This is a genomic window from Leptolyngbya sp. FACHB-321 (assembly GCF_014695975.1).
In the GTDB taxonomy this organism is placed as follows: Bacteria; Cyanobacteriota; Cyanobacteriia; order Leptolyngbyales; family Leptolyngbyaceae; genus Stenomitos.
This window is the reverse complement of sequence record NZ_JACJPI010000065.1, coordinates 215298-237272: the sequence shown is the minus strand read 5'-3', so window position 1 is coordinate 237272 and position 21975 is coordinate 215298. Positions and strand designations below refer to the sequence as shown.

17 protein-coding genes are annotated in these 21975 nt (G+C 49.2%); 8 read left to right on the top strand and 9 right to left on the bottom strand.

Annotation, left to right across the window (positions count from 1 at the left end):
• Nucleotides 1–243: 243 nt before the first annotated feature.
• Nucleotides 244–750 carry a DUF1993 domain-containing protein gene (locus H6F76_RS18000; RefSeq protein WP_190447269.1) on the top strand — a complete coding sequence of 169 codons (507 nt, stop codon included), beginning with the start codon at nucleotides 244–246 and terminating at the stop codon, nucleotides 748–750.
• A 206-nt stretch (nucleotides 751–956) separates the two neighbouring features.
• Entirely contained in the window at nucleotides 957–2147 is a 1191-nt protein-coding gene (locus tag H6F76_RS17995) for an MFS transporter (protein WP_199322181.1), read from the top strand.
• 127 nt (nucleotides 2148–2274) lie between these two features.
• Here H6F76_RS17995 and H6F76_RS17990 read toward each other — a convergent pair whose 3' ends face one another.
• The 3 genes from H6F76_RS17990 to H6F76_RS17975 all read right to left on the bottom strand — a co-directional run bounded on the left by H6F76_RS17990 (nucleotide 2275) and on the right by H6F76_RS17975 (nucleotide 5133).
• A complete protein-coding gene (locus H6F76_RS17990; RefSeq protein WP_190510358.1) occupies nucleotides 2275–3084 on the bottom strand; it encodes an SIMPL domain-containing protein in 810 nt (269 codons plus the stop codon).
• A gap of 68 nt (nucleotides 3085–3152) precedes the next feature.
• Entirely contained in the window at nucleotides 3153–3875 is a 723-nt protein-coding gene (locus H6F76_RS17985) for a FecR family protein (protein WP_190510383.1), read from the bottom strand.
• 784 nt (nucleotides 3876–4659) lie between these two features.
• A complete protein-coding gene (locus H6F76_RS17975) occupies nucleotides 4660–5133 on the bottom strand; it encodes a tryptophan-rich sensory protein (RefSeq protein ID WP_190510356.1) in 474 nt (157 codons plus the stop codon).
• Nucleotides 5134–5819: 686 nt separating this feature from the next.
• On the opposite strand from H6F76_RS17975, the gene H6F76_RS17970 reads away from it, so the two are divergent.
• Together H6F76_RS17970 and H6F76_RS17965 are read left to right on the top strand one after the other, a co-directional pair.
• The gene (locus H6F76_RS17970; RefSeq protein ID WP_190510355.1) at nucleotides 5820–7190 is read left to right on the top strand and encodes a hypothetical protein; all 1371 of its coding nucleotides are present in this window, start codon (nucleotides 5820–5822) and stop codon (nucleotides 7188–7190) included.
• A gap of 183 nt (nucleotides 7191–7373) precedes the next feature.
• Nucleotides 7374–8195, top strand: a complete 822-nt coding sequence (locus tag H6F76_RS17965) for a mechanosensitive ion channel family protein (protein ID WP_190447274.1) — start codon at nucleotides 7374–7376, stop codon at nucleotides 8193–8195.
• Nucleotides 8196–8274: 79 nt separating this feature from the next.
• On the opposite strand, the gene H6F76_RS31090 is transcribed toward H6F76_RS17965, so the two are convergent.
• The 6 genes from H6F76_RS31090 to H6F76_RS17935 form a co-directional block, all read right to left on the bottom strand.
• Nucleotides 8275–9753 (bottom strand): protein kinase, encoded by a 1479-nt coding sequence (locus H6F76_RS31090; RefSeq protein ID WP_190510353.1) that lies wholly within the window; start codon nucleotides 9751–9753, stop codon nucleotides 8275–8277.
• A 532-nt stretch (nucleotides 9754–10285) separates the two neighbouring features.
• On the bottom strand, nucleotides 10286–12322 hold the full coding sequence (locus H6F76_RS17955; protein ID WP_190510351.1) for an SDR family NAD(P)-dependent oxidoreductase: 2037 nt from the start codon (nucleotides 12320–12322) through the stop codon (nucleotides 10286–10288).
• Nucleotides 12323–12714: 392 nt separating this feature from the next.
• Nucleotides 12715–12966 (bottom strand): hypothetical protein, encoded by a 252-nt coding sequence (locus tag H6F76_RS17950; RefSeq protein ID WP_190510349.1) that lies wholly within the window; start codon nucleotides 12964–12966, stop codon nucleotides 12715–12717.
• A gap of 34 nt (nucleotides 12967–13000) precedes the next feature.
• On the bottom strand, nucleotides 13001–13804 hold the full coding sequence (locus tag H6F76_RS17945; RefSeq protein ID WP_347276056.1) for an ABC transporter ATP-binding protein: 804 nt from the start codon (nucleotides 13802–13804) through the stop codon (nucleotides 13001–13003).
• 23 nt (nucleotides 13805–13827) lie between these two features.
• A complete protein-coding gene (locus tag H6F76_RS17940; RefSeq protein ID WP_190510345.1) occupies nucleotides 13828–14871 on the bottom strand; it encodes an iron ABC transporter permease in 1044 nt (347 codons plus the stop codon).
• Nucleotides 14868–15893, bottom strand: a complete 1026-nt coding sequence (locus tag H6F76_RS17935; protein WP_190510343.1) for an iron chelate uptake ABC transporter family permease subunit — start codon at nucleotides 15891–15893, stop codon at nucleotides 14868–14870. Before H6F76_RS17935 ends, H6F76_RS17940 begins: the two co-directional genes overlap by 4 nt.
• A gap of 517 nt (nucleotides 15894–16410) precedes the next feature.
• Between H6F76_RS17935 and H6F76_RS17930 the strand changes: the two genes are divergently transcribed.
• Genes H6F76_RS17930 through H6F76_RS17915 form a run of 4 tightly spaced genes read left to right on the top strand, consistent with a single transcriptional unit; the run spans nucleotide 16411 to nucleotide 21970 of the window.
• The gene (locus H6F76_RS17930; RefSeq protein ID WP_190510341.1) at nucleotides 16411–18942 is read left to right on the top strand and encodes a TonB-dependent siderophore receptor; all 2532 of its coding nucleotides are present in this window, start codon (nucleotides 16411–16413) and stop codon (nucleotides 18940–18942) included.
• A 12-nt stretch (nucleotides 18943–18954) separates the two neighbouring features.
• The gene (locus tag H6F76_RS17925; RefSeq protein WP_190510339.1) at nucleotides 18955–19923 is read left to right on the top strand and encodes a sucrase ferredoxin; all 969 of its coding nucleotides are present in this window, start codon (nucleotides 18955–18957) and stop codon (nucleotides 19921–19923) included.
• On the top strand, nucleotides 19923–20912 hold the full coding sequence (locus H6F76_RS17920) for an iron-siderophore ABC transporter substrate-binding protein (RefSeq protein WP_190510337.1): 990 nt from the start codon (nucleotides 19923–19925) through the stop codon (nucleotides 20910–20912). The genes H6F76_RS17925 and H6F76_RS17920 overlap by 1 nt, the downstream gene beginning before the upstream one ends.
• Entirely contained in the window at nucleotides 20912–21970 is a 1059-nt protein-coding gene (locus H6F76_RS17915; RefSeq protein WP_190510335.1) for an iron-siderophore ABC transporter substrate-binding protein, read from the top strand. Before H6F76_RS17920 ends, H6F76_RS17915 begins: the two co-directional genes overlap by 1 nt.
• Nucleotides 21971–21975: the final 5 nt, after the last annotated feature.

The window sequence follows — 21975 nt, the reverse complement described above, 5'->3', positions numbered from 1 at the left end:
GTACAAAGTCTGGGCTGACAGCAAAGCGGTGGGCTAATTGACGAATTGAGCCTTCACCTTGATTGTAAAGACTGACAATCTTTTGGCGCAAGTCGCAGGAGTAAGGTCGCATCGAAAGAGAGAAAATCGGTTTATTCTGTTCCCTATCAGTGTACTGAGCAAACTTGCACACTGCTATAGGTCAAGCATTTGTCTCTTAAAAAGGGACAATACGCTTAATGATGCGATTTAGGAGCATTAGTCATGACCCTTTCCATGTATCAAGCTTCAGTACCTTTGCTCACGCGATCGCTTCATAATCTCGTGGCTATTTTAGAGAAGGGTGCTGCCCACGCTGAAGCTCAGAACATTGATCCGATTGTCCTGATCAATAGCAGGCTCTATCCCAATATGTTTCCGCTCGGACGACAAGTTCAAATTGCTTCAGATATCGCTAGACGGGGAGCTGCAAGATTAGCAGGACTGGAAGCTCCCAAGCTAGAAGATGACGAAACAACGTTTGCTCAATTGATTGATCGACTGCATAAAACCACTGCTTACCTGGAAACCCTTACCCCCGAACAGATTGACGGCTCGGAGAAAAAGTCGATCACCCTACCAGTGGGTCAAGACACAATGACTTTTGAGGGGCTGTCCTATCTCCTGTACTTTATGCTGCCAAACGTTTCTTTTCATGTGACAACGGCTTACAACATCCTGCGGCATAGTGGCGTTGAGTTGGGCAAACGCGATTATTTAGGACAATTTTAAGGGCGATCGTACCTGTAACGCTCTATCAGTCGGCAAAAACGCTGGGAGCTTTGTGCTCTGATTCGTCAAACATGGTTCTTAGGTTTCTTGCTCTAGCGGAACATAGATTCAATCGGGTCTTATGTTCTATGTGGAACGTGCAATATCATGCTTCTAAAAGGTGACAGCCTTACAGATTATTAACCTTCCGTTAGATTGCGCTACCTGTGACTGCTAAAAAAACTGTTTTTCTTCTTGCTCTCTGTCAGGCACTTGCCATGACAGGCAGTATTGTGCTCTTTACCACGGCTGCCCTAATTGGCTCAACCTTAGCGCCAGACAAAGCTTTGGCTACTTTACCACTAGCGATTTTGCAATTGGCAACGATGCTGACGACTATTCCAGCCGCCTTCATCCTTAAGCGGTGGGGGCGTCAGTTCGGCTTCATGACCGGGGTTTTAGTCGGTTTGAGTGGCGCAGTGTTAGGTGTTTATGCAATCTTTGCAGGCAGCTTTGTTCTCTTTAGTCTGAGCACACTGCTGTATGGGATTTTCGGTGGTTTTGTGAGTTATTATCGCTTTGCAGCGGCAGATGTAGCACCAGAAGCGGACCGCTCACGTGCCATTTCTCTTGTCATTTCAGGAGGCATTCTTGCCGCCTTCATCGGACCAGTGTTAGCAACCTGGACGAAAGATTGGTTGCCTGTCACCTTTGCTGGAGGGTTGGTGGCAATCGCATTACTCCAAAGCCTTACGTTGCTGCTCCTTCGCTTCGTCGCTCTGCCACCACTAGTACAGCCGGAGCACCAGGAGCCTGGACGCGAGCTAAGCACGATCGTGCAACAGCCTGTGTTCATTGTGGCAGTGCTGGGCAGCATGATTGGCTATGGCGTCATGGCGCTACTGATGACAGCAACACCCCTGGCAATGGTTGCGGAACACCATCCCTTTCACGTAGCGGCTTCAGTAATCCAATGGCATGTGCTGGGGATGTTTACGCCGTCCCTAGTTACGGGCTTTTTGATTGCGCGCTTTGGTGTGCTGACCATTGTGCTAGCAGGCATCGTCCTAAATGGGCTGTGTGTGGCGATTAATTTGACAGGCACACAGGCATCACACTTTTTTGGAGCGCTGTTGCTGTTGGGGATTGGTTGGAATTTTATGTTTATTGGCTCAACCACCTTGCTAACTCAAGCCTATACGCTAACAGAACGAGCTAAAACACAGGCAACCCATGACTTCCTCATGCTGAGCTTTGTGGCTTTCGCCACGTTTCTTTCCGGTCGGCTGATGAACGATGGGGGCTGGGCTGTCGTCAACTACACAGGACTCGCGCTTATAGCAGTCGCACTTATAGCAGTATTGTCTTTGTGGCGATGGCGATCGACGCAACAACCCCAAAAACTGGAGCGTCTGTAGAACGCTGGCAGCGTAGAAGACTCTTGCCAACACTTTTTTCGCTCTACCGTTGCTCTTCTGACACGCAAGCCGTAGAGCGAATCGTGGTTGGAGTGATATGCAGTGCACGTGACTCGGCTCCAGTCTTTTACTGCATACCATAGGTGACACTAATCTGGCTTCTCACCTTCACTTCTGGCACCGCTGCCGCATTGTAAGGCGGGAGAGCAGTTTCATCGGTTGTAGCGAGGAAGGAGGACGAAACTCCAACCTTTGAGCCACACCCTATGGAACTAGCAGCGCCCTGGAGTGGTAGAACGGTCACCAAGAGAATTTCACCTACCTGCATCCGCAGCGCTTGTGCCAATGGTGTCATTTGCCGGCGCGCATCAGCCAGTGCTAGCCGTTGGGCTGACTGTTCTAGCGGCTGGCAGCTCTTCACTGAGTAAGCGGCACCAATACTTTGTAGGAATAATTGCTGACTCCGAGTTACTGCCTGGTTAACCGTCATCACCACTTTTTGAACCTGTTCGCGCGTCGGTTTTAGCAGTGTGACTAGCAAGCGCGGACTTTCTAAAGGACTAGTCTGGAGCTCAATCTGCTCAGCCTTAACGCCAGACTCTCTCAACGCTGTGATCAATGGTTGCAGGGTTTCTGGCGTTACTGTGGAAGCGGATGGTAACGAAACGCCAGGCAACTCTGGAGCCGAGAGGTTGCTACGGCTACCCAATTGAAATTCTAGTGTGGCGCGATCAGCAGGCACCGTTACCTGTCCTTGCCCAACGACAGTGAGGGCACGTTGAGTCAAAACCAGAGGCGATGGTGTAGCACCAGGCTGCAACAGCAGCAGTGGGTTAGTTTTTTTGGGGGGTTCAGCCTGCCCCCTTTGGGCTACCAGCGTCCAGCTTCCAAGCAACAGCAAGATAAAGCAGCAGGAGCGTGTAAGTACGTTACTCATAGAGTCGTTCCTTCAAACCTTTTTACCACTGGGCACTACCGTTTGAGTCTCTAAGACCACCTGAACAATCACGGCAATGGTCTCTTCGGTGAGATCAAGACATCTTGCCAGATCGAGTCAAGTTTACCGGCGCTAACCGCTGGTAGTTTGATTTGGCGTTGCAAAGCGTCGAGCGTTTCTGCCCGTACCGCTGCAAGGGCTGGATCTGAGCGATTGCTTGGAACGTCCTCAGACAGTTTTAAGCCCTGCACCAACTCGTTCGTTTCATAAAAGGTTTTTAAGTCAAACTGAGCAATGCGGGTAATGCGATCTCTCACAACGACAGCCAATTGTCCTGCTTGCAGGGCTTGGTTCTGTGAGCGATTACGGTTACCAACCTCAATGCCACTATTGGTTAAGGCTCCGACAACGGTAGTATCTGTTGCGGGAGTGTACTGCACGAACAGGGCAGAGCCTCGAATGCCAGCGGAAGCATTCGGTGTCCTAATATTGGTGCGCCCCTGCCCTGGTGAGATCAATAACAACACCGTGCCATTGTCGAGGCGCAAAGTCCGGCGATTGGGCACAAACCGAAACAGCGCTCGTTCGCCAATACGAGCCAGGGAACCATCGTTAAACCGCAGTTCTACCAACGCTGATTGAGCCGTTGATAGCGCATCACCGGGGGTTAAGACATCTCGGCGTCTCGCTGGACGGGGTGCCTGGTCACGCAGAAGGAGCCGTACTGAGTTTCGCAATGACTCGATCATGGCACGAGCCAGGGGTGTTTCAGCGTGGGCGCTGCTCGGCATTAAGAGGGTAGTACTGGTGGTCACTGCTAAAGCGAATAGCAATCGTAAAGGACGCCATAAAAGCTTGCTAGGCATAAGACACCAACGCTAACCCGCTAAACAGCTTCTTTAACATAACCAACTCTTTAAGTGCTGACGAGTTTTTGGCGCTTGAGGTGCTTGAAAGACCCTCAAATTTGAAAGCAATGTATGACTTGTCGTGGTTCGGCTGACACCAACAACCCAGCAATAGACATTCACTGCCTACTCCAGTCCCTTAAGTTCCAATCCCTTAAGTTAAGGAGAGTGAAAGCTAGCTACGCCACGTCAACTGTTAACGCGTCCGTGTGTTTTCTGCTGCTATCTCGCCTTGACCTGGTTTAACACCTGCTTGATATAAGAGCAATCCCTCCCCCTGGGTTATCTTTCTAGTTTCTGCGTGACTTAAATTCTTAGGGGAAAGCTTTTACACTCGATCGCCCGTAATTATACTCAAGGCTTAGCATCCTCCCCAGATAGTTTCCTATACTCGTTTTCACTTAAGGTGCTTAGGTGCCTGATAGAACACACACAGAACGACCGATACAATGCCCCCTTTGTGCTCGGCTGTAGTATCGGTGCGGCAACAAAGACAGGTTCACCAAAGTAGTAATCAGGTGAGTGCCAAATCTGAATCGTTCCATTTTCCATTGCATCAGGATACGCGACCAGATTTACTACTGTTTCGCCATCTCGCTCAAAGGCATTCACATGATGGAAGGTCAAGCATGGCTCGTTATGAGTAGTTACCATTCACCTGGGTTAATCACGCTGCTTCTGGGTTCAGGTCAATCATACGGCGAGTCGTATAGGTCCCCACCGGACTCCAAAGCAGATAGGGCAGCAATAATAGGGCAGCCTCAAGGGATTGTTGCCCTACCAGTAACGCTAGCACAGCGCCCAAGACAACTCCCAATCCACCCAAAAACGTCCCGATCGCCAAACTCCGCGATCGTAAAGTGGCGGGAATATAGGCAACTGTTACCACTTCTACCAACAGGTAAAGCCCCATAAAAATCCAGGTTTTGATGCTGCCTGGTTCTTGCTGCCAAACTAGCCCCGCTGACCAGGCACCACAGAAGAACGCAACCGTCCAGATGAGCGGGATAGCAGGTTCAAAGAATAACCACCTGGGGCGATCGAGCTTGGCTGCCCAGGGAATATCACGCGGTCTAAAGAAGAAACTGCCAAAGGCGACCAGAGTAGTAATGCCACCGATAATGAGCCAGGAGTTCAACATCCTTAAGTTCCTGCAAAACACATTATTGACGGTAACAATCTGCTCTAGGGTCAACATCCACCATAAGGACAGGTAATACCAATTTCACGCACATGCTAAGGGACAAGCAGTTTAGCGTTATCGTCATCCCTCCGCACTCAACTCTACCCAATTGGACACCAGGCCGTGATGGTTGAAGCTTTTCCACAATTACAAATGCCGACGCTACTGATTTGGAGAAAAGATGATTTGAGCTTCCTAAAACTCAGGCTAAAGCAGCAGTAAAACAACTGCATGAAGGCTATCTCAAAATCATTCCTGATTGATTTCTCAGTTAAAACAACTTGATTGCTTTGTCATCGTTATAAATGAATTTTTAAGCAAGATAGCGTGAATCATTTTTGAGCGCGATCGCTTTTGAAGTCGGTATACCGTCAATCTAACGAGCACTGTTGAACGCTAAAGGTTGATAGTAAAAAGCCAATCAATTCAAACACAGAAAGCTGAAGGTATTCTTCAACGTTAGATACTACTATACATTGCATACTGAATTAGACCGTTATGAGGCTGAGGCAAAGAACTCATAAAGCAGCGGTCAAGCTTGTGACAAGAAGGGAACTCTATAAGTTTGGAACCAGTGTAAGAACTTAGCTGGTTCCCTTGAGCTACCAAAATTTATCGTAAAGGACAACTATTTAATGTCATTAATGTCACGTTCACCTGCACTTTTAGGCAAACGTCTTTTGACAGCAACAAGCTTGGCACTCCTGACGACGCTGCCTGTTGCTGCTAATGCCTTTGCCTTATCAGACTCTTCCTCTGTTAGTCAGGATGGCAAGACGCAGCAGTGGTTGATGGCGGACAAAGACGATAAAGACGACAAGGACGATAAAAAAGGACGTGGCAACGATCGGAACCGTGACCGCGATGACGATCGAGAACGCGGACGTGACCGCGATGACGATCGAAAAGGTCGCATTGACCTGAACCGGGCTAAAAATATTGCTCGACAAGCCGCAGAAGCCGCGAATGGAGGCGTGAGCGTGTACCGGGCAGCAGCATCCATGCACGGACCGGCTAAACTATCACCCTTTGTCGATAATGGCGACTCCTGGACCTGGACCTTTTTAGGTGGACGACCGGGTGCTTCCCTAACGGCGATCGAAACGGTTGTCACCGTTTATAAGGAAAGCAGTCGAGTTGTAGTCGTTTATAACGGTGCCGCACGGAGCGCCACAACTCGCGTTAATAGCTGGAACAGCCTGCTTCGAGTCGCACGGTTGGTCGATCAAAATTCACTGGTGCTCCAACTGGATGTGCTCGATCGACCCGCTGTCAACGCCGCCTCAGCCTTTTACGAAGTCTATGCCCGTCGCAACAACCGCTGGGTGTCGGTCTACCGCACGAATGCAACGCAATTGGTTGCTTCTTCTAGCCAGGTTAGTTTAACCCCGGTTGTCATTCCCATCCAACAGCTCGGACTCGGCAACGTCGATCTGTCCCGATTAGAACTGAGAACGGTTGCCTATGCCAGCTACGGTGGGCAGCAAGTGGTGCTGCGCGAAAGTGTGCAACGCTATCAATCCCTGACGCAAATTTCAAGCGTGCAGCAGATTAGTACAGTTTCAGCTACAACTACCACGACTACAGACACGACCACGACGACTGGCTCCACTACAAGTACAGGTACATCAACGGTCAGCGGCGGACAAACGGTAACGCTTACCAATGGCTACCGCGTCACCTTCCGAGGCGTATCCTACAGCAGCAACACTTCCACCTGGCGTTACTACGTCGAAGAGTTGCCCGTCGCTCAAGATTTAAGTAATTGGGTTTTGGGTTTACCTGCTTGTGCTCAAGTGGCAAGTGCTAGCCCCAAAGGCGAACGGGTTAATCCTGACCCCAATGCCCGGATCAGCGGTATTAAGTGGCAACCCGGCGGTGGCTTTGTGCAGGGTGAGTTTTCTGTCACCTTGAATGGACGCTGGGCAGTGGGTACGACGACGGTTGCCGTTAAGGGTCCTGATGTTGCCCGTGGAGAGCTAGCGGGACCTAGTTGCAGCACTTTGAATCAGTAAGCCTTGAATCAGTAAATAAACGTTGAAGCGGCTGGTCTCAGTCTTGCTTTAAGGTCTCCGCTTCAACAGTTTTCTTTGCTGTGTCGCCTTATGTCTTATTCTTTGTATGACTGAGCTTTAAGGTGCAGGAGACGATCGCCTTGAAGCTCAGCATCGTTTTTTAAGGAACAACTGTAGCGTGTGATGGAGATATTGTCTTTCGTTTTGCTAGCACAAGTTGCCTCTCCGGTTGCTACCTCAGCACAAAATCTAAGTTATGTAACACTCCAGATTTTGTTGAAGCTTTTGTGGGCGATCGGGATTCTGATTCTGACCCGCATTGGCATCAATGTAGCTAGCCGCACCGCTCGCAGAGTGCTAGTCCAGGTAGAGCCAACGCTGCGAAAGTTCTTCATTCAGACAGCAGAATTTTTAGCACTCATCGTTGGACTTGTTGCAGCTCTCAATGTTGTCGGCATTCAGACCACAACCCTAGTGGCAGTATTAGGCGCAGCAGGGTTAGCGGTTGGTTTGGCTTTGCAAAATACACTCTCTCACTTTGCGGCTGGTATTATGCTCATTGCCTTTCGTCCCTTTGAGGCAGGCGATGTCATTGAAGGTGCAGGAGCAACGGGCGTAGTAGACAGTGTGGGCATCTTCTCAACCACCATCTTGACCCCAGACAATGTAAAAATCGTTGTACCCAATAACAATCTCTTTGCTGGAACGCTGAAGAATCTAACAGCAATGGGGACGCGACGAGTTGATTTAGAAGTGGATATTGGTAATCGCCCGATCGAACCGACTATTACCTCTTTATTGTCTCTGGTTCAACCGCACCCCCTGGTGTTGAATGACCCGAAACCTACCTGTAACGTTGCTTCTGTTAATCCTGAAAAGACGATTTTGTATCTCCGTCCCTGGTGTGCTGCAGAAGTATATGAACAAGCACGCTCTGAGATGCATCAGTTAGTGCATGAAGCCCTGTATCAGCCACGTACCAGTGAGGACGAGGGAGGGCATTAGGACGAGGGAGTTCCTTTTGCCGCTTGTCCTTCTCTACGGCGACCAGGGTGTTCCTCATTATTAGAAAGGCTGGAAAGCGCTAGTCTTTGCCCTTATCGCCCTTCTCCGATCGCTCCTTGAAACGCTCTTTGTCAGCTTTTTCAGCCTCTCGTTGTTGTTCTTCTCGTTGCTTTTCAGCTTCTCGTGCCGCTTCTGTTGCTTTCTTTTCAGCGTCTTGAAGTGATTCAGCTTCTTTTTGATCTAATAGTTCTGGTAGCGCTTCACTAGCAGGGGGACTCGGACTAGCCACTGGTGGGCTAGGCGCGATCGCGTCAGGGGACTCTGATGGTATTGGACTCGGTGACTGAGCCTCGGTGGATGGAACAGTGTCAGCGGTGTCTGACTGACTCGTCGGCGTCGGCGTTGGTGTTTCCACATCAGTAGGAGCAGGTGTTTCCGCATCAGCAGGAGTAGGTGCCTCAGCATCCGTAGAAGTGGGTGCTTCAACAGCGGTGGAAGGTTGCGTTGGCGACGCTGTGCTAGGTTCTGGAGACGGTGAAGGTGAAGGCTGCGGTCTTCCCAGAATAGCTCCGACCACAGCCGCTCCAGCCAAAACAACTAAAACTCCCGGCAACCATGTCTGCCACGCAGGTCTACTTGCTTGAGGGGCGATCGCAGGCTTCCTTCTAGAAGCCGCAAGTGTGCCAGGAGCCGCACGTAAGGTTGCCACCTGGCTGGTTGCTCCAGCCATCACAGCCCTTCTCTCTGATACATCTGGTAAGAGCTTCAGCCAAGCCTCTACACTCCCGGGGCGATCGTGCGGTTCAACTGCCATGCCTCGAATCACCGCCTGATTGGTAGCGGCGCTAATTTCTGCACGTAGATCACGGGGAGCAGGCAACGGTTGGCGATCGCGTAGAATCGAGGCAGCGGGCACTTGAGCCGTCAGTAGCGTGTAGAGAGTTGCCGCCAAACCATAAACATCAGTTGCAGGTGATCGCTGCTCTTGCGATATGTACTGCTCGATCGGGGCATAGCCAGGCGAAACTAAACTGGTGTGTGTTTGAGCTAAACCTGGAGAAAACTCACGCGCAATCCCAAAGTCAATCAGCACGACCTGATCTGTTCCCTGCCGTAGAATCAAATTTTGAGGTTTAACATCGCGGTGCAGTAAGCCATTCTGATGCACAACCTTTAACGCTGCACCAACTTGTCGGCTGTAGTGGAGCGCTGTTGCTTCTGCTAAAGGTTGGGCAGGCAGCACAACGGTATCAAGCGTTGGTCCAGGTACGTACTCCATCACGATGAAGGGAAAATCGTCCTCAATAAAGAAGTCGATGACCCTGACGATATTAGGATGAACGCAGAGTGCTAATCGCTTGGCTTCTGCTTGAAACTGCTGCTTGGATTGAGCGAAGTTTGGGTCTTGCCGCAGTAACTCATCCAGCGTTTTAACAACTACAGTTTGCCCTAAAGAATGTAGTGTCGCTTTATAAGTAACACCAAACCCTCCCCGTCCAAGTTCTTGATCCAGAGAATATTTATGATTCTGTAGGTATTTGCCAACCAGAAATCCCATATGATTTTGACAGTACTCTAAGCTAAATCAGCAGTTAATAACGTCAAAACAAGTCATGCGTTCCTGTGACAATACAAGTTGTAGCCTTTCTCTTAGTTCTGTGGGTCAATACCTTCATAGAAAACATCTAAAGTGTGTTGCGATTCTCTTACTCTATCAGTGGCACTGAACTACAAGCTGGAGCATGACTACAACAGGGTTTGAGTAGCAGGGCAGGAAGGTACGTTAAAGCTGAAAATCAGTTGAGCGGACATTTCAACGGGCACTTCGCAGTGTTACTAAGACGTACCAGTCAGAGTATAGTCTGATTGGTACTAAAACAATAGCCCCACGTCCGCACCAAGCATCAACCGCAGCGGTAGTTTACCTGCTTCAACTGTCTGAATCATCACAAGCATAAGGGTTATACGGCTTGCCCAGTTATTGCCGTCGTTGCTGTAGAGATACTGCTGAAATGACTCGATAAGCGTCTTACTTTGAGGAAATTAAAAATGCCCCTTGGGGCTAGTTATGGAGAGGCATTGTAACAGCCTCAGGATGTTTCAGAGAGTGCTGATTGATCGACTGTCAACCTTTGATGAAATAGGGCATTCTGAATGATTAGTTCTGGCAAAACGTCGTTGAACATTTGCACTTTTTGCTGAATCTGCTCAAAATCTTCAGGATTCTCTAAAAGGTCGCGCACTTCTTGCTCACCAATGACAACCGCAGGGCGAAGACGACTGGCAGCTTCTTCAGCTCTTTGGATAATTGCTTGCTTGAGAAGTTCATATTCCGGGCGATCGCGCCAACGTTTGATCTCTTCCCAGACAGGGATGAAAAAGGCAGACCAGTGGGCAAGTGCCTGGTAGTCAGAGTTGACGAACGGAACCCCCAGGGTTTGTTTAAGGTCTTGATAGACTCGCTGCAACTCTGTTGAAACCTCCTGAGCCAACTGCTCTCCAATGAATTGAATTTCTGGATGACGATAAGCATGAGGCCCACGTCGAATTTCCGTCTTTCCATCCTGACCAACAATTTCACCTGCCAGGACTTTACTTAAAGCAATCTGTTGAATCAACAACTGAGGATTACCAAAACTGAAGGCACCTAGCTCTCGCTGAATGTGTCGCCGTTGCGCTTCATCCACGTCGATTTGATAACCGGGTTGATACCAGTCGTAGGTGTCACGGTAAACCTGTTCAGTAATGGCGATCGCGTCCTCTAAAAACGATTCGGCTTGTGTGGCTGGTTTGAGCCGCTGCCAAAACAACTGCATCACAGCGGGATACATTGCATAAGCTCGCCAGTTTGCAGGTTTCCAGGGAATCCCTAGCGTGTCTTGAATATCACTTAAACACGTTTGAACTTCAGATGGAGCCTGAGAAACATTAATGAATGGAAAGGCAGATTGTTCATCTTCTACGATCGCTGGTTCAAGTCCTTGAACTTGATCGGCTTCAAGCTGCTTCTGCGGTTCCTGTGAAGTTGAGCGTTGGGTTAAGCTCTTGTCAACGGTGCCAACTGGTTTTACAACCGTTGCCAGTTTCGGTTCTGTTACCGGATGTTCATTGTTTCGTTCAGCAGCGCGATCGCTCAAATACGTTAACCAAGAGGGCGCCCAGGCGGAATGGCTGTCCTTGCCAAAGGCTCGCTTTTCTCCCATGCCACCCGGTTTTGGTAAGAGTTTATTGAATAAACCGAATAAATTGGTACTTAGTTCAGGAAACAAGCCGTAGAACTTAACCGACAGCCAGGTTGGAAAGGGCACAATCACTTCCGCCGCACCTCGGCGCAAGCCAGCGATCGTGGCACGAGATACCTTTTCGGCGCTGGCAGAAAGAAACGGCAGAGAATCGCCAATGCTGAACCAGGCATATTCCTTGCGGTTCTGACCTTTCATAATGGCGTGATCAACAACGCCTGTGTGGATGAGACCAGGACAGACAGTGGTGACGGCAATGCCATCTTTTGCCAGTTCAGTGCGCATCCCTTCGGATAGCCCAACCAGTGCAAATTTGCTGGCGCAATACCCGACCATATGTGGCGATGCCATTTTCCCTCCAACTGAGGAGATGTTCACAATACGTCCAGCCTTGCGTGCCTGCATTTCTGGCAAGACCGCATAGGTGGTGTAGAGCGGTGCCCAGAAATGTAGCTTCATTAAGTCGTCGTAGTCCTGCATGGTCAGGTTTTCTAGCGGACCGACGATGTCTGTTCCCGCATTGTTGATTAGGATGTCGATTGCGCCAAAGTGGTCTCTGGTTTGCTGGACTAGCTGCTTAACTTGGGTTTGCTCTGTTACATCACAGGTCAAGGCGAAAATGTCTCCGCCTCGCTGCTCTAGTTCGGTGCGTGCCCGTTCTAGTTCGGCTTCATCCCGCGCACAGATGGCTACCCGTGCCCCGGCGTCAGCTAACTGGCGTGCCATTACCAGCCCCAGTCCGCGCGACCCTCCTGTTATCAGAATGACCTTACCAGATAGCTCGTAAATGCGTTCGCGCCACCAGCGATCGACAACCAGGAAACCAGGGAATAAAACAATTGCAACAGCAATGAGTCCAAAGAGGGTGGCATAGTTAATCAGCATGAATCAAAAACTCCTTGGTTTTAATTTCTGTCTAAATTTCTACCGACCCTAAGCGGCTGCTACATTCGCAAGTTGCTGGTAGCGTCTTCGGTTACAGGGCTAATTCACACTCAAGTGTTGATGCGATCGAGTGTTGGCGATCGCATTAATTGATTTCTTAAAATCTAGTTTAGAAAACGTGGATGACTAAGTGCTCTTTCATCAGGAAGAGACAGCAGTTTATCAATGAGGTGAACTTGTAATCAAAGCTCTTGTAGCCAATGTAGCCAGGTTAGACAGCCGCTTTGTTTACTCTTTAGAGAGCTTAAATAAAGTGTTATTTGAGAAACAGCTTAAATTTACAAGAACTCTGTTTCTAGCAGTCTTTAAGCTGTAACTGAACTATTTTGAAGTCAAGGTTTAACCAAACTTGTTTGAACCGATCGCAGACAATTGCGTTGAGGAGATTTCAGTGCCCAAGCCCGCTTCAATCTTTCTATCTGGCTCAATACCCCTCCAGCAGCGAAAGGGGGAACGATCACTGCCTTAGGCGTAATAGATTTATCTACCCCCGCTATCCTTTTAACGTCTGCTGGAGGGGAAAAACGTTGTAGTAACACTGGATGAATCAAGCGAATCACGATCGTGACCGAGATTAAAGCCATACTTGTTTCTCGTCAAGCATTTAAATTTGCCAATTCAACGGTGCCGACTAACCGGAATGCATAAGGGTGTTCCAGCAACCGGATCTTGAATAATGCGGCTTTCTAGCCCAAATACCTCCTGCACTAGGGCTTCTGTCATGATTTGGGCAGGCGCTCCTTGAGCAACAACTTGTCCCTGCGCGATCGCCACTAAATGCTCGGCATACCGACAGGCTTGATTCAAATCATGCAATACCATGACGATCGTGCGTCCTTGCGTTTGATTTAATTCATAGAGCAAATCTAGAACTTCAATTTGATGCGCCAGATCCAGAAACGTTGTGGGTTCATCGAGCAACAGAATTTCTGTATTTTGCGCCAAAGACATAGCAATCCAAGCCCGTTGCCGCTGACCGCCGGAGAGGGTATCGAGCGATCGGTCTGCTAGCACGGTCATATTAGTAATGGCTAGGGCTTGCTCCACCAACCACTCATCTTCCTTTGACCATTGTTGCAGCCAGCTTTGATGAGGATAGCGTCCCTGTGCAACCAGATCTCTTGCAGTCAATCCTTCTGGTGCGACCGGTCCTTGGGGCAAAATGCCGAGCCGTTTCGCCACCTCTTTAGTCGATAGCTTAAAGATAGAAGCACTATCAAGATAAACGGTGCCACGGGTAGGTTTCAGGAGCCGAGCTAAACTTCTTAGCAGCGTCGATTTACCACAACCATTGGAACCGACTAAAACGGTAATTTTTCCGGCTGGAATTGCCAGATCCAGGTCGGAAATAACAACGGTTCCATCGTACGCTAGCGTTAGCTTGCGAGTGGTCAGTGCAACTCCGGTGGAAAATGTTTGCACGATTGTAGAGGAGGGTTCTGCATTCATTGATGACGATTTTGGTACAGCAAATAAAGAAAGTAGGGTGCGCCAACAAGGGCAGTGAGTACACCACAGGGCAGTTCAGTCGGCGAAAACAACGATCGTCCGAGCAGATCGGCTAGCACCGTTATCAGTCCACCTAGCAAGGCAGTCGTAGGCAGCAATCCTTCAGACGCAGTTCCTACTAATTGTCGAGCCAGGTGAGGAGCCATCAGCCCGACAAACCCGATTGTGCCTGCCGTCGCCACTGAAGCCCCCGTCAGCGCAACACTGGTCAGCAACAACAAAAACCGCTGCCACTCCACGCTACTTCCCAACCCTCGCGCCACATCATCTCCTAGATGCAGCACATTCAACTCGCGAGACAGCAGCAATGCCAGTGGCACAAAGATTCCTAGCCAGGGCAGCAGCAGCAAAATATGCTCCCAACTGCGCCCGTAGACACTGCCCGTCATCCAGATCAACGCTTGCGTGACATTATTAATTTGTCCAAATGCCATCAAAACTGAAGTTATTGCACTAGCAACCGCAGCAATCCCTACGCCAATTAAAATGAAACGAATCGGTGAACTGCCCTGATCCCATGCCAATAAATAGATCAATGTTGCCGCGATCGCTGCTCCTGCAAACGCTGATAGTGGAATTGCAAACAACGGTGCTGCCGGAAATAAAACAATTAAACTAACGGCAGCCATACTCGCACCCGCATTAATACCAATCACATCGGGGGCTGCTAGCGGATTACGAGTCAACCCTTGCAGAATTGCTCCCGGAATGGCAAGCCCAATGCCAGCGAGCAAGGCAACGAGGGCACGCGGTAAGCGCAATGTATAAATGACGAACGCATGATCAGGATTGCCCGTTTCAATTCCCAGCAGCGTTTTCAATACATCAAGCGGCGAGATGGGATATTCCCCATAGCTTGCGCTCAGAATGACGATCGCCAACGTGATCACGGTCAGCAACAACAGCACGAGCGGAACCCGTCGCTGAACGCGAAAGGAAATTGGCATCTGGCGAGGACGAACAACAATCCAATGACTCATTGTTTTACCCGCGATCGCGCTAAATAGATGAAGAAGGGCGCACCCAATAGGCTCGTCATAATGCCTACGGGCAACTCTTGTGGTTTGATGATTAGCCGAGCACCGATATCTGCAAGCAACAAAAGAATGGCGCCCAGACAAGCCGCATAGGGAACCAACCAACGATAATCCATGCCGATCAACAATCGCGCCAGATGAGGAACAACTAACCCAATAAACCAGATTGGTCCCGCGATCGCGACGGCACTTCCTGCTAACAACACGACGACAAGCATGGCGATCGCTTTGATCCATCCCGTCCTCAGCCCTAAGCCCTTCGCCACATCTTCACCGAGCGCCAGAGCCGTTAAGGGTTTACCTAGTGCAAATGCCATCATCAGCCCCACTCCCATATAGGGAAGCACCTGCAAAAATAAATGAATATCTCGTCCTGCTACTGACCCCGCTAGCCAAAAGCGAATTTCATCCAGTGTCTCTTGATTCAAGATCAAAATGCCGGTGGTAAGTGAAGAAAGCAGGTAAGTCAGTGCTGAGCCTGCCACGACGAGCTTCAGAGGCGTCATGCCACTCCGACCTAAAGAACCCAGCAGATAAACCACAACCGTAGTAAGTCCTGCACCCACAAAGGCAAAGCTGGTATGCACTATAGACGCCACACTGCCGAATATGGATAGGACCGCCACCATGGCAAAGGCAGCGCCGCTATTGATTCCTAAAATGTCTGGTGAGGCAAGGGGATTACGGGTGAGTCCTTGAGTGATGGTGCCAGCAACTGCTAGTGCGGCTCCAACCATCAACGCAATCAGCGATCGTGGCAATCGCACCGTCCGAATAATTAGATGGTCTGTAGAACCATCAAACGCAGTCAAGGCAGAGAAGATGGAACCAGGCTGAATCTCTGCTGCTCCCAGAAGGATGCTTGCCATCAGACAACCGAGGAGAATCAGCAAACACAGTACCAAACCAGAGATTAACAGAACCTGCGATCGTGCCTTTTGACTTAATGAAGCTAGTTTGACCACGCTCTTCAAATCCTTAGCAGGCTAGTGAGAGTTGACAGGCAACGTGAATGAGGGCGTAAGATCCCAGCCCAACAGCAAAATTGAACATAAGCTAAGTTAAGTTGAGATTCCTTCTCAATAAGATTAAATGATGAAGTAGCGCATTGCAAGTAGAGTTGCGAGAAAGTTTCAACTAGCTGAGCTCGAATCCCCAAGGTAGTACGAGCACATAGCTTATGAAGGAAAGGTTACCGTAAAACGTCTAGCCTTGAGAGCCGGGTTTTTGGGGCTTAGTTGTTTAGACTAGAACTCAGAAAATGATTCAATGCCTTTAGAAAAATAGCCTTGACAAGCGTACCACTTCACTGCTTAATGATAAGAATGTCATTTGCTTGATGCTATTAGCGGAAGCGCTCAAGCAATTAATAGAAATCTTTTGCGTTTGAAATTGCTGCTGTGATACCTCCAGGTATACCCTGAGAGGTCATTCAGCCTGCAAAGCTACTGTCCCATTTCTAAAGTTTTTGTACGAGGCGAGATGTTGAAAGCGCGGTCATTTACTTGTTTAGGTCTTGCAGGTCTTGCATCGGTTGCGATCGTTCAGCCCTGCCGAGCTGAGGTAGCACAAATTACGGCGGTCCAGCTTCAACCGACAGCCAACGGAGTTGAACTCATCCTGGAGAGCACGAGTAGTACCCCGCTTCAAGTTTTTACCACTCGCTATCGTCAAACCCTGATTACAGATATTGTTAACACGCAACTACAATTGCCAGAGGGCAGAACGTTTCGTCAAAGCAACCCAACGGAGGCGATCGCGGGAGTCATCGTCGCTCCGTTAGGTGCCAATAGTGTACGAGTGACGATTACAGGCAAAGCGGAATTGCCCTCAGCGCAAGTCGTTCAGAGCACTCCAGGACTGGTGCTGAACATTACCACCCCCACAACTGCTGCAACAGCCCCTCCAACAGAGACAACCTTACAACCATCAGAGACAGATTCAGAGTCCAGTGCAGACACTCCATCAACCACTCCTGCACCGCCCAGTGACTCTACCGATCAGGCTGAAGCAGACGAGGCTGAAGAGGAAGAACTGGTTATCACGGGCGATCGAGAACCTGCAGTCGACGGCTATCGTGCTCCTACTGCCGCAACAGCCACCAAAACGGATACCCCGTTGCGTGACATTCCCCAGTCAATTCAAGTTGTGCCCCGGCAGGTGATTCAAGATCAGCAAGTGACACGGATTGGTGACGCAACTCGCAACGTCAGTGGTGTAACCGTACTGCAAGGCTACGGTGGCTCAACTGACAACTACACAATTCGCGGTTTAACCACTTCTAGCAATCTGCGAAATGGATTCAGAGATGATGGCTTTCTCACCTTCACTGACCCAGCAACAATTGAGCGGATTGAAGTGCTCAAAGGTCCGGCTTCGGTGCTGTATGGGCAATTTGAACCAGGAGGTGTGGTCAATTATGTGACGAAAAAACCGTTGAGCGATCCCTTCTACGCAGCAGAGTTGCAAATTGGTAGTTACAATTTCTACCGTCCGTCGATCGATTTTTCAGGTCCCCTCACGCCCGATAAATCAATCCTGTATCGCTTAAACCTTGCTTATGAAAACGCAGGTAGTTTTCGTGATTTTGTTAACAATGAAGTATTTGTCGCTGCTCCCGTTTTCACCTTCAAACTTGGTGTAGCGACAAGCTTGACCCTGGAGTATGAATACGTTAATGTAGACCGCACCTTTGATCGCGGCTTTCCTTCCGAACCAGAGCTTTTTGCTCTGCCCATTAATCGATTTTTAGGGGAACCCAGCGATCGCTATAAGTTAACAGGAAACAAGCCGAGCCTAACGATCGACCATCAATTCAATCCCAATTTGCGCTTACGCACTGCCTTTACGGCTCAAATTTTTGAGGCAGGCCGTTCCAATGCTCAGGCACGCACCTTTCGGCTAGAACGCGATCGTCAAACATTGCGACGCCGATACACTGCTTCTGACGAAAAAGTTGAGGATTACGGTCTCCAAACGGATTTGGTCAGCAAATTCAATACAGGTTCAGTGAAGCATGAATTGCTGGCAGGGTTTGAATTAAGCCGGAGTACCTCAGATGGTGTGTTACGGCGGACAGAGTTCACGCCGATTAATATTTTCAATCCCGTTTACGGTTCTGCAATTCCGACTGATTTACCGCCTGTTTTTGATAGCGATCGCCGTAACGATAGCCTAGGGCTTTATTTACAAGATCAAATTACGTTGCTGCCCAATCTGAAACTACTGCTTGGCGGACGCTTTGATTTTGTTGAACTAGACATTGAAGATCGACTGGCGGGTACAACCACTAACCGCAACTACAATGTGTTCTCACCGCGGGTAGGCATTGTCTACCAACCTATTGAACCCATCTCTCTGTACGCTAGCTTCAGCCGCTCCTTTAGACCCAATGTTTTTGCATCGACGAGTAGCGGTGACTTGCTAGAGCCGGAAAGAGGTACCCAGTATGAAGTTGGCATTAAAGGTGAACTTCTGGATGGCAGACTTTCTGCGACCTTAGCAGCGTACAACATCACAAAAACAAATGTCGCCACGACCGATCCGAATGATCTAGATTTCTCGATCGCAGCAGGGGAAATTAAAAGCCGAGGCATTGAACTCGATATCGTCGGTAGACTCGCACCGGGTTGGAATATTATTGCCTCTTATGCCCACAACGACGCTTTTGTCAGCGAAGATAACAACCTTCCCGTCGGCAGCAGATTGGTCAATGCGCCCAGAAATAGTGCTAGTTTGTGGACAACCTACGAACTTCAGAGCGGTGGACTGAGAGGGCTAGGCTTTGGTGGTGGCATCTTTTTTGTGGGCGATCGCGAAGCCGAGCTACCCAATACCATTACGCTTCCTTCCTTCGTCAGAGCCGATGCCACTATTTTTTATCGCCGCGACACCTATCGAGCTGCCATCAACTTCAAGAATCTCTTTGGCACTGGCTACTACGAAGCCCAGGGTTCTCTAGTCTATCCAGGTGCACCGTTTACAGTGGTTGGTTCTTTCTCGGTGGAGTTCTAAAGCCGCGTTGCAATGGTAGAACCTTTCTTTTGCGCTGAAGAGTCCAACACAGCAGGTGAAGACCTGATTGGCTGTGCCGTGATGGCTCAATTCTATGTCCTGGTAGAATGTCCGCCTCCGTGGTCAGCCAATGCTTTTCACTCCAACCAGATTCCAGATAACTTGCGAACTCTGGTTCAAGCACTCAAGCAAGATAAACGCACCATTCGACCGTTGTTGATCCACCGCGATCGTAGACAAGAACCCTTTACCAGCGTGATCATTCTTCGTCAGCAAGACGGAGTTTCATTTGGGTACAGCAAGCAGGAATTTCAAGTTTCCAGCCTGGAAGAAGTAGCCCCGCTTGTGAGCGATTATTTTAACGAGTGCCATACTCATGAGCCGATCGAGACAGACACAAGAGACATTCTGGTTTGTACCCACGGCAGCCATGATAAATGCTGTGCTAAGTATGGTCAGCCATTTTATCGACGGGCGATCGCAACGGTCGCTCAATTAGCCCTCAATCCAGACGTACGAGTTTGGCAAGCTAGCCATATTGGTGGACACCGCTTTGCCCCTACCGCGATCGATTTTCCAGAGGGCAGATATTACGGCAGGCTAGATGAAGACTCATTTACGGCAATTCTGACTCGGAGTGGGAATACGCAATGCTTCAACCGCGTTTACCGGGGTTGGGGGATTCTCCCTTGGGCAGCACAAGTGTTGGAGCGAGCATTGCTTTTGAAGTACGGCTGGGATTGGTTCAAATACGGGATTGTCGGTCGAGTGATTGACCACAATGAAGACGAAAGTTGGAATCGGGTTGAAATTACACTGGTTCGTGCTGATCATACATCAGAGGTTTATCAAGCGGATGTAGTTATAGATGACAATAAAAAGCTGCATTTGCACGGTAGCTGTGGCAATACAGAAAGCTACGCCATGCCTCAATACGTGGTCAAACATCTCACGAAGCTTGCTGCTTCAGCTATACCTTGATGAAACGATTAAACTGGATGCGAAGAATTCTGCCATTACGCCAGAGAGGGACGTGCGTTGCATCGCTACTCCTTCCCTTTGCCCTGTTGCTGTCAGCTTGCAATCCAACCGCATCCAAGGCGAACATTCGTACTCTCAGCACAGCCGCATCAACAACTGCTTGCCGAACAATCGAACATGGGATGGGAAAAACCTGCGTTCCCCTCAATCCCAAACGGGTGGTTGTCCTGAATGAACTGGATAATGTCCTGGCTTTGGGAGTCAAGCCTATAGGAACAGTGACGCTCGATCGTGGGTTTATTGATTATCTGACCGATCGCACTCAAGGTATTGAAAAGGTTGGAACCGATAGTCAGCCGAATTTAGAGAAAATTCTACTACTAAAACCCGACCTCATTATTGGCACAACCTGGGATGGCAAAGACATTTACGACAAGCTCAATCGCATTGCGCCAACGGTCTTTGTTGACACTAACGATTACCGTTCATGGAAATCATGGCTGAAAAAGACGGCTGAGGCACTGGGTAAAACATCAGAAGCAGAACAGTTGTTGCAGAACTACGAACAACGGGTGCAGCAGTTGCAGCAAGCGCTGGGCGATCGCTCCTCAAACACCCAGGTATCAGTCGTCAATTTTTGGCAAAACAATGTTCGCATTTACATGAAACGGTCTTTTAGTGGAGTGATTTTGCAGGAAGTTGGGTTAGCGCGTCCACCTGTCCAAAACAAAGACAAACTCTGGGAGCGGCTGTCCTTGGAGCTGATTCCCAAAATGGATGGGGATGTCATCTTTCTGTTACTAGGTGGTCACAAAGAATCGAACTTGGCACAGTTCAAGCAACATCCCCTGTGGTCGCAGTTAAAGCCTGTGCAGGCAAACAAAGTCTACGAGGTCGACAGTTCCATCTGGATTGCTGGAGCGGGAATGATTGGGGCAAATCTCATTTTGGATGATCTCTCTCAGCATTTGGTGCTGGAGAAACCATAATGACGGAACCAACAGCCCAAGCGATCAAACGAGGTGAGCTTCAAGCAAAGGGTTCTACCCGGTTACTCCTGCTGGCAACACTAGCGGTCTTCTCAATCTCAGGCTGTATTGCTCCAGGGGAACACAAGCGAGTCATTCATTCGCCTGCTGATTCCAATACAGTATGTCAAGGCATTCAGCATCGATCGGGCATTACCAAAGTGTGTGGGCAACCACTGGACGTTGTTGCTCTTGATCCCCACGCGCTGGATCTGTTGCTTGCTTTAGGAATTCAACCGATTGGGTATGCAGAAGATAGACGTGCCTTAGTGGGTTCTCCCACTTCAGGAAAGCCAACCATACAGATTAAGTATCTGGGCGATCGCCTCACTCGTCCTCCTATTCATGTTGGCACTTGGCAGTCTCCTTCTCTTGAAACCATTCTGAAGCTAAAACCTGATTTAATCCTGGGGCGCATTCAACCATCGCTCTATGCAAATCTGACTCAAATTGCGCCGACCTTACCTTTAGCAACATCTGATCAAGAGCGCTGGCAAGATAGCCTATTGAAGTTGGGCAAGGCGATGAATCGAGAGGCACGTGCTCAAGCCACTATCGCGCAACATCAGCAGCAGATTGCGATTACGAGAACTGACCTCAAACCGCTTACCCAGCAAACCAAGATTCTTTTGCTATCAGTTTCTGCAATGAATCAAATTCAGATTTTTACAGACGATACTTATGCAGGTGGACTGCTGAAGGAGCTTGGGTTTCAGCTTGTGGTTCCTGAACCTTTGCCTGTGCAGCAAAGTGAAATCAATATTTCTTTGGAAACTCTTCCTCAATTGCAAACTGACACCATCATTGTGATGGCAAGTGGCAACAGTAGCGTGGAAAGCGTTTCTAAAGCCTGGTGGAATAATGCCATTCTACGATCGCTTCCTGCCAGTCAAACTCAACGGGTTTACTTTGTGGATTATCAGCTTTGGAGCCGCATTGAAGGTCCGGTCTCCGCTGAATTGATCCTGAAGCAAATTCGTAGTCTTCTACTTTCACCCACAATAGAAACCAAAGTTTAGCTACC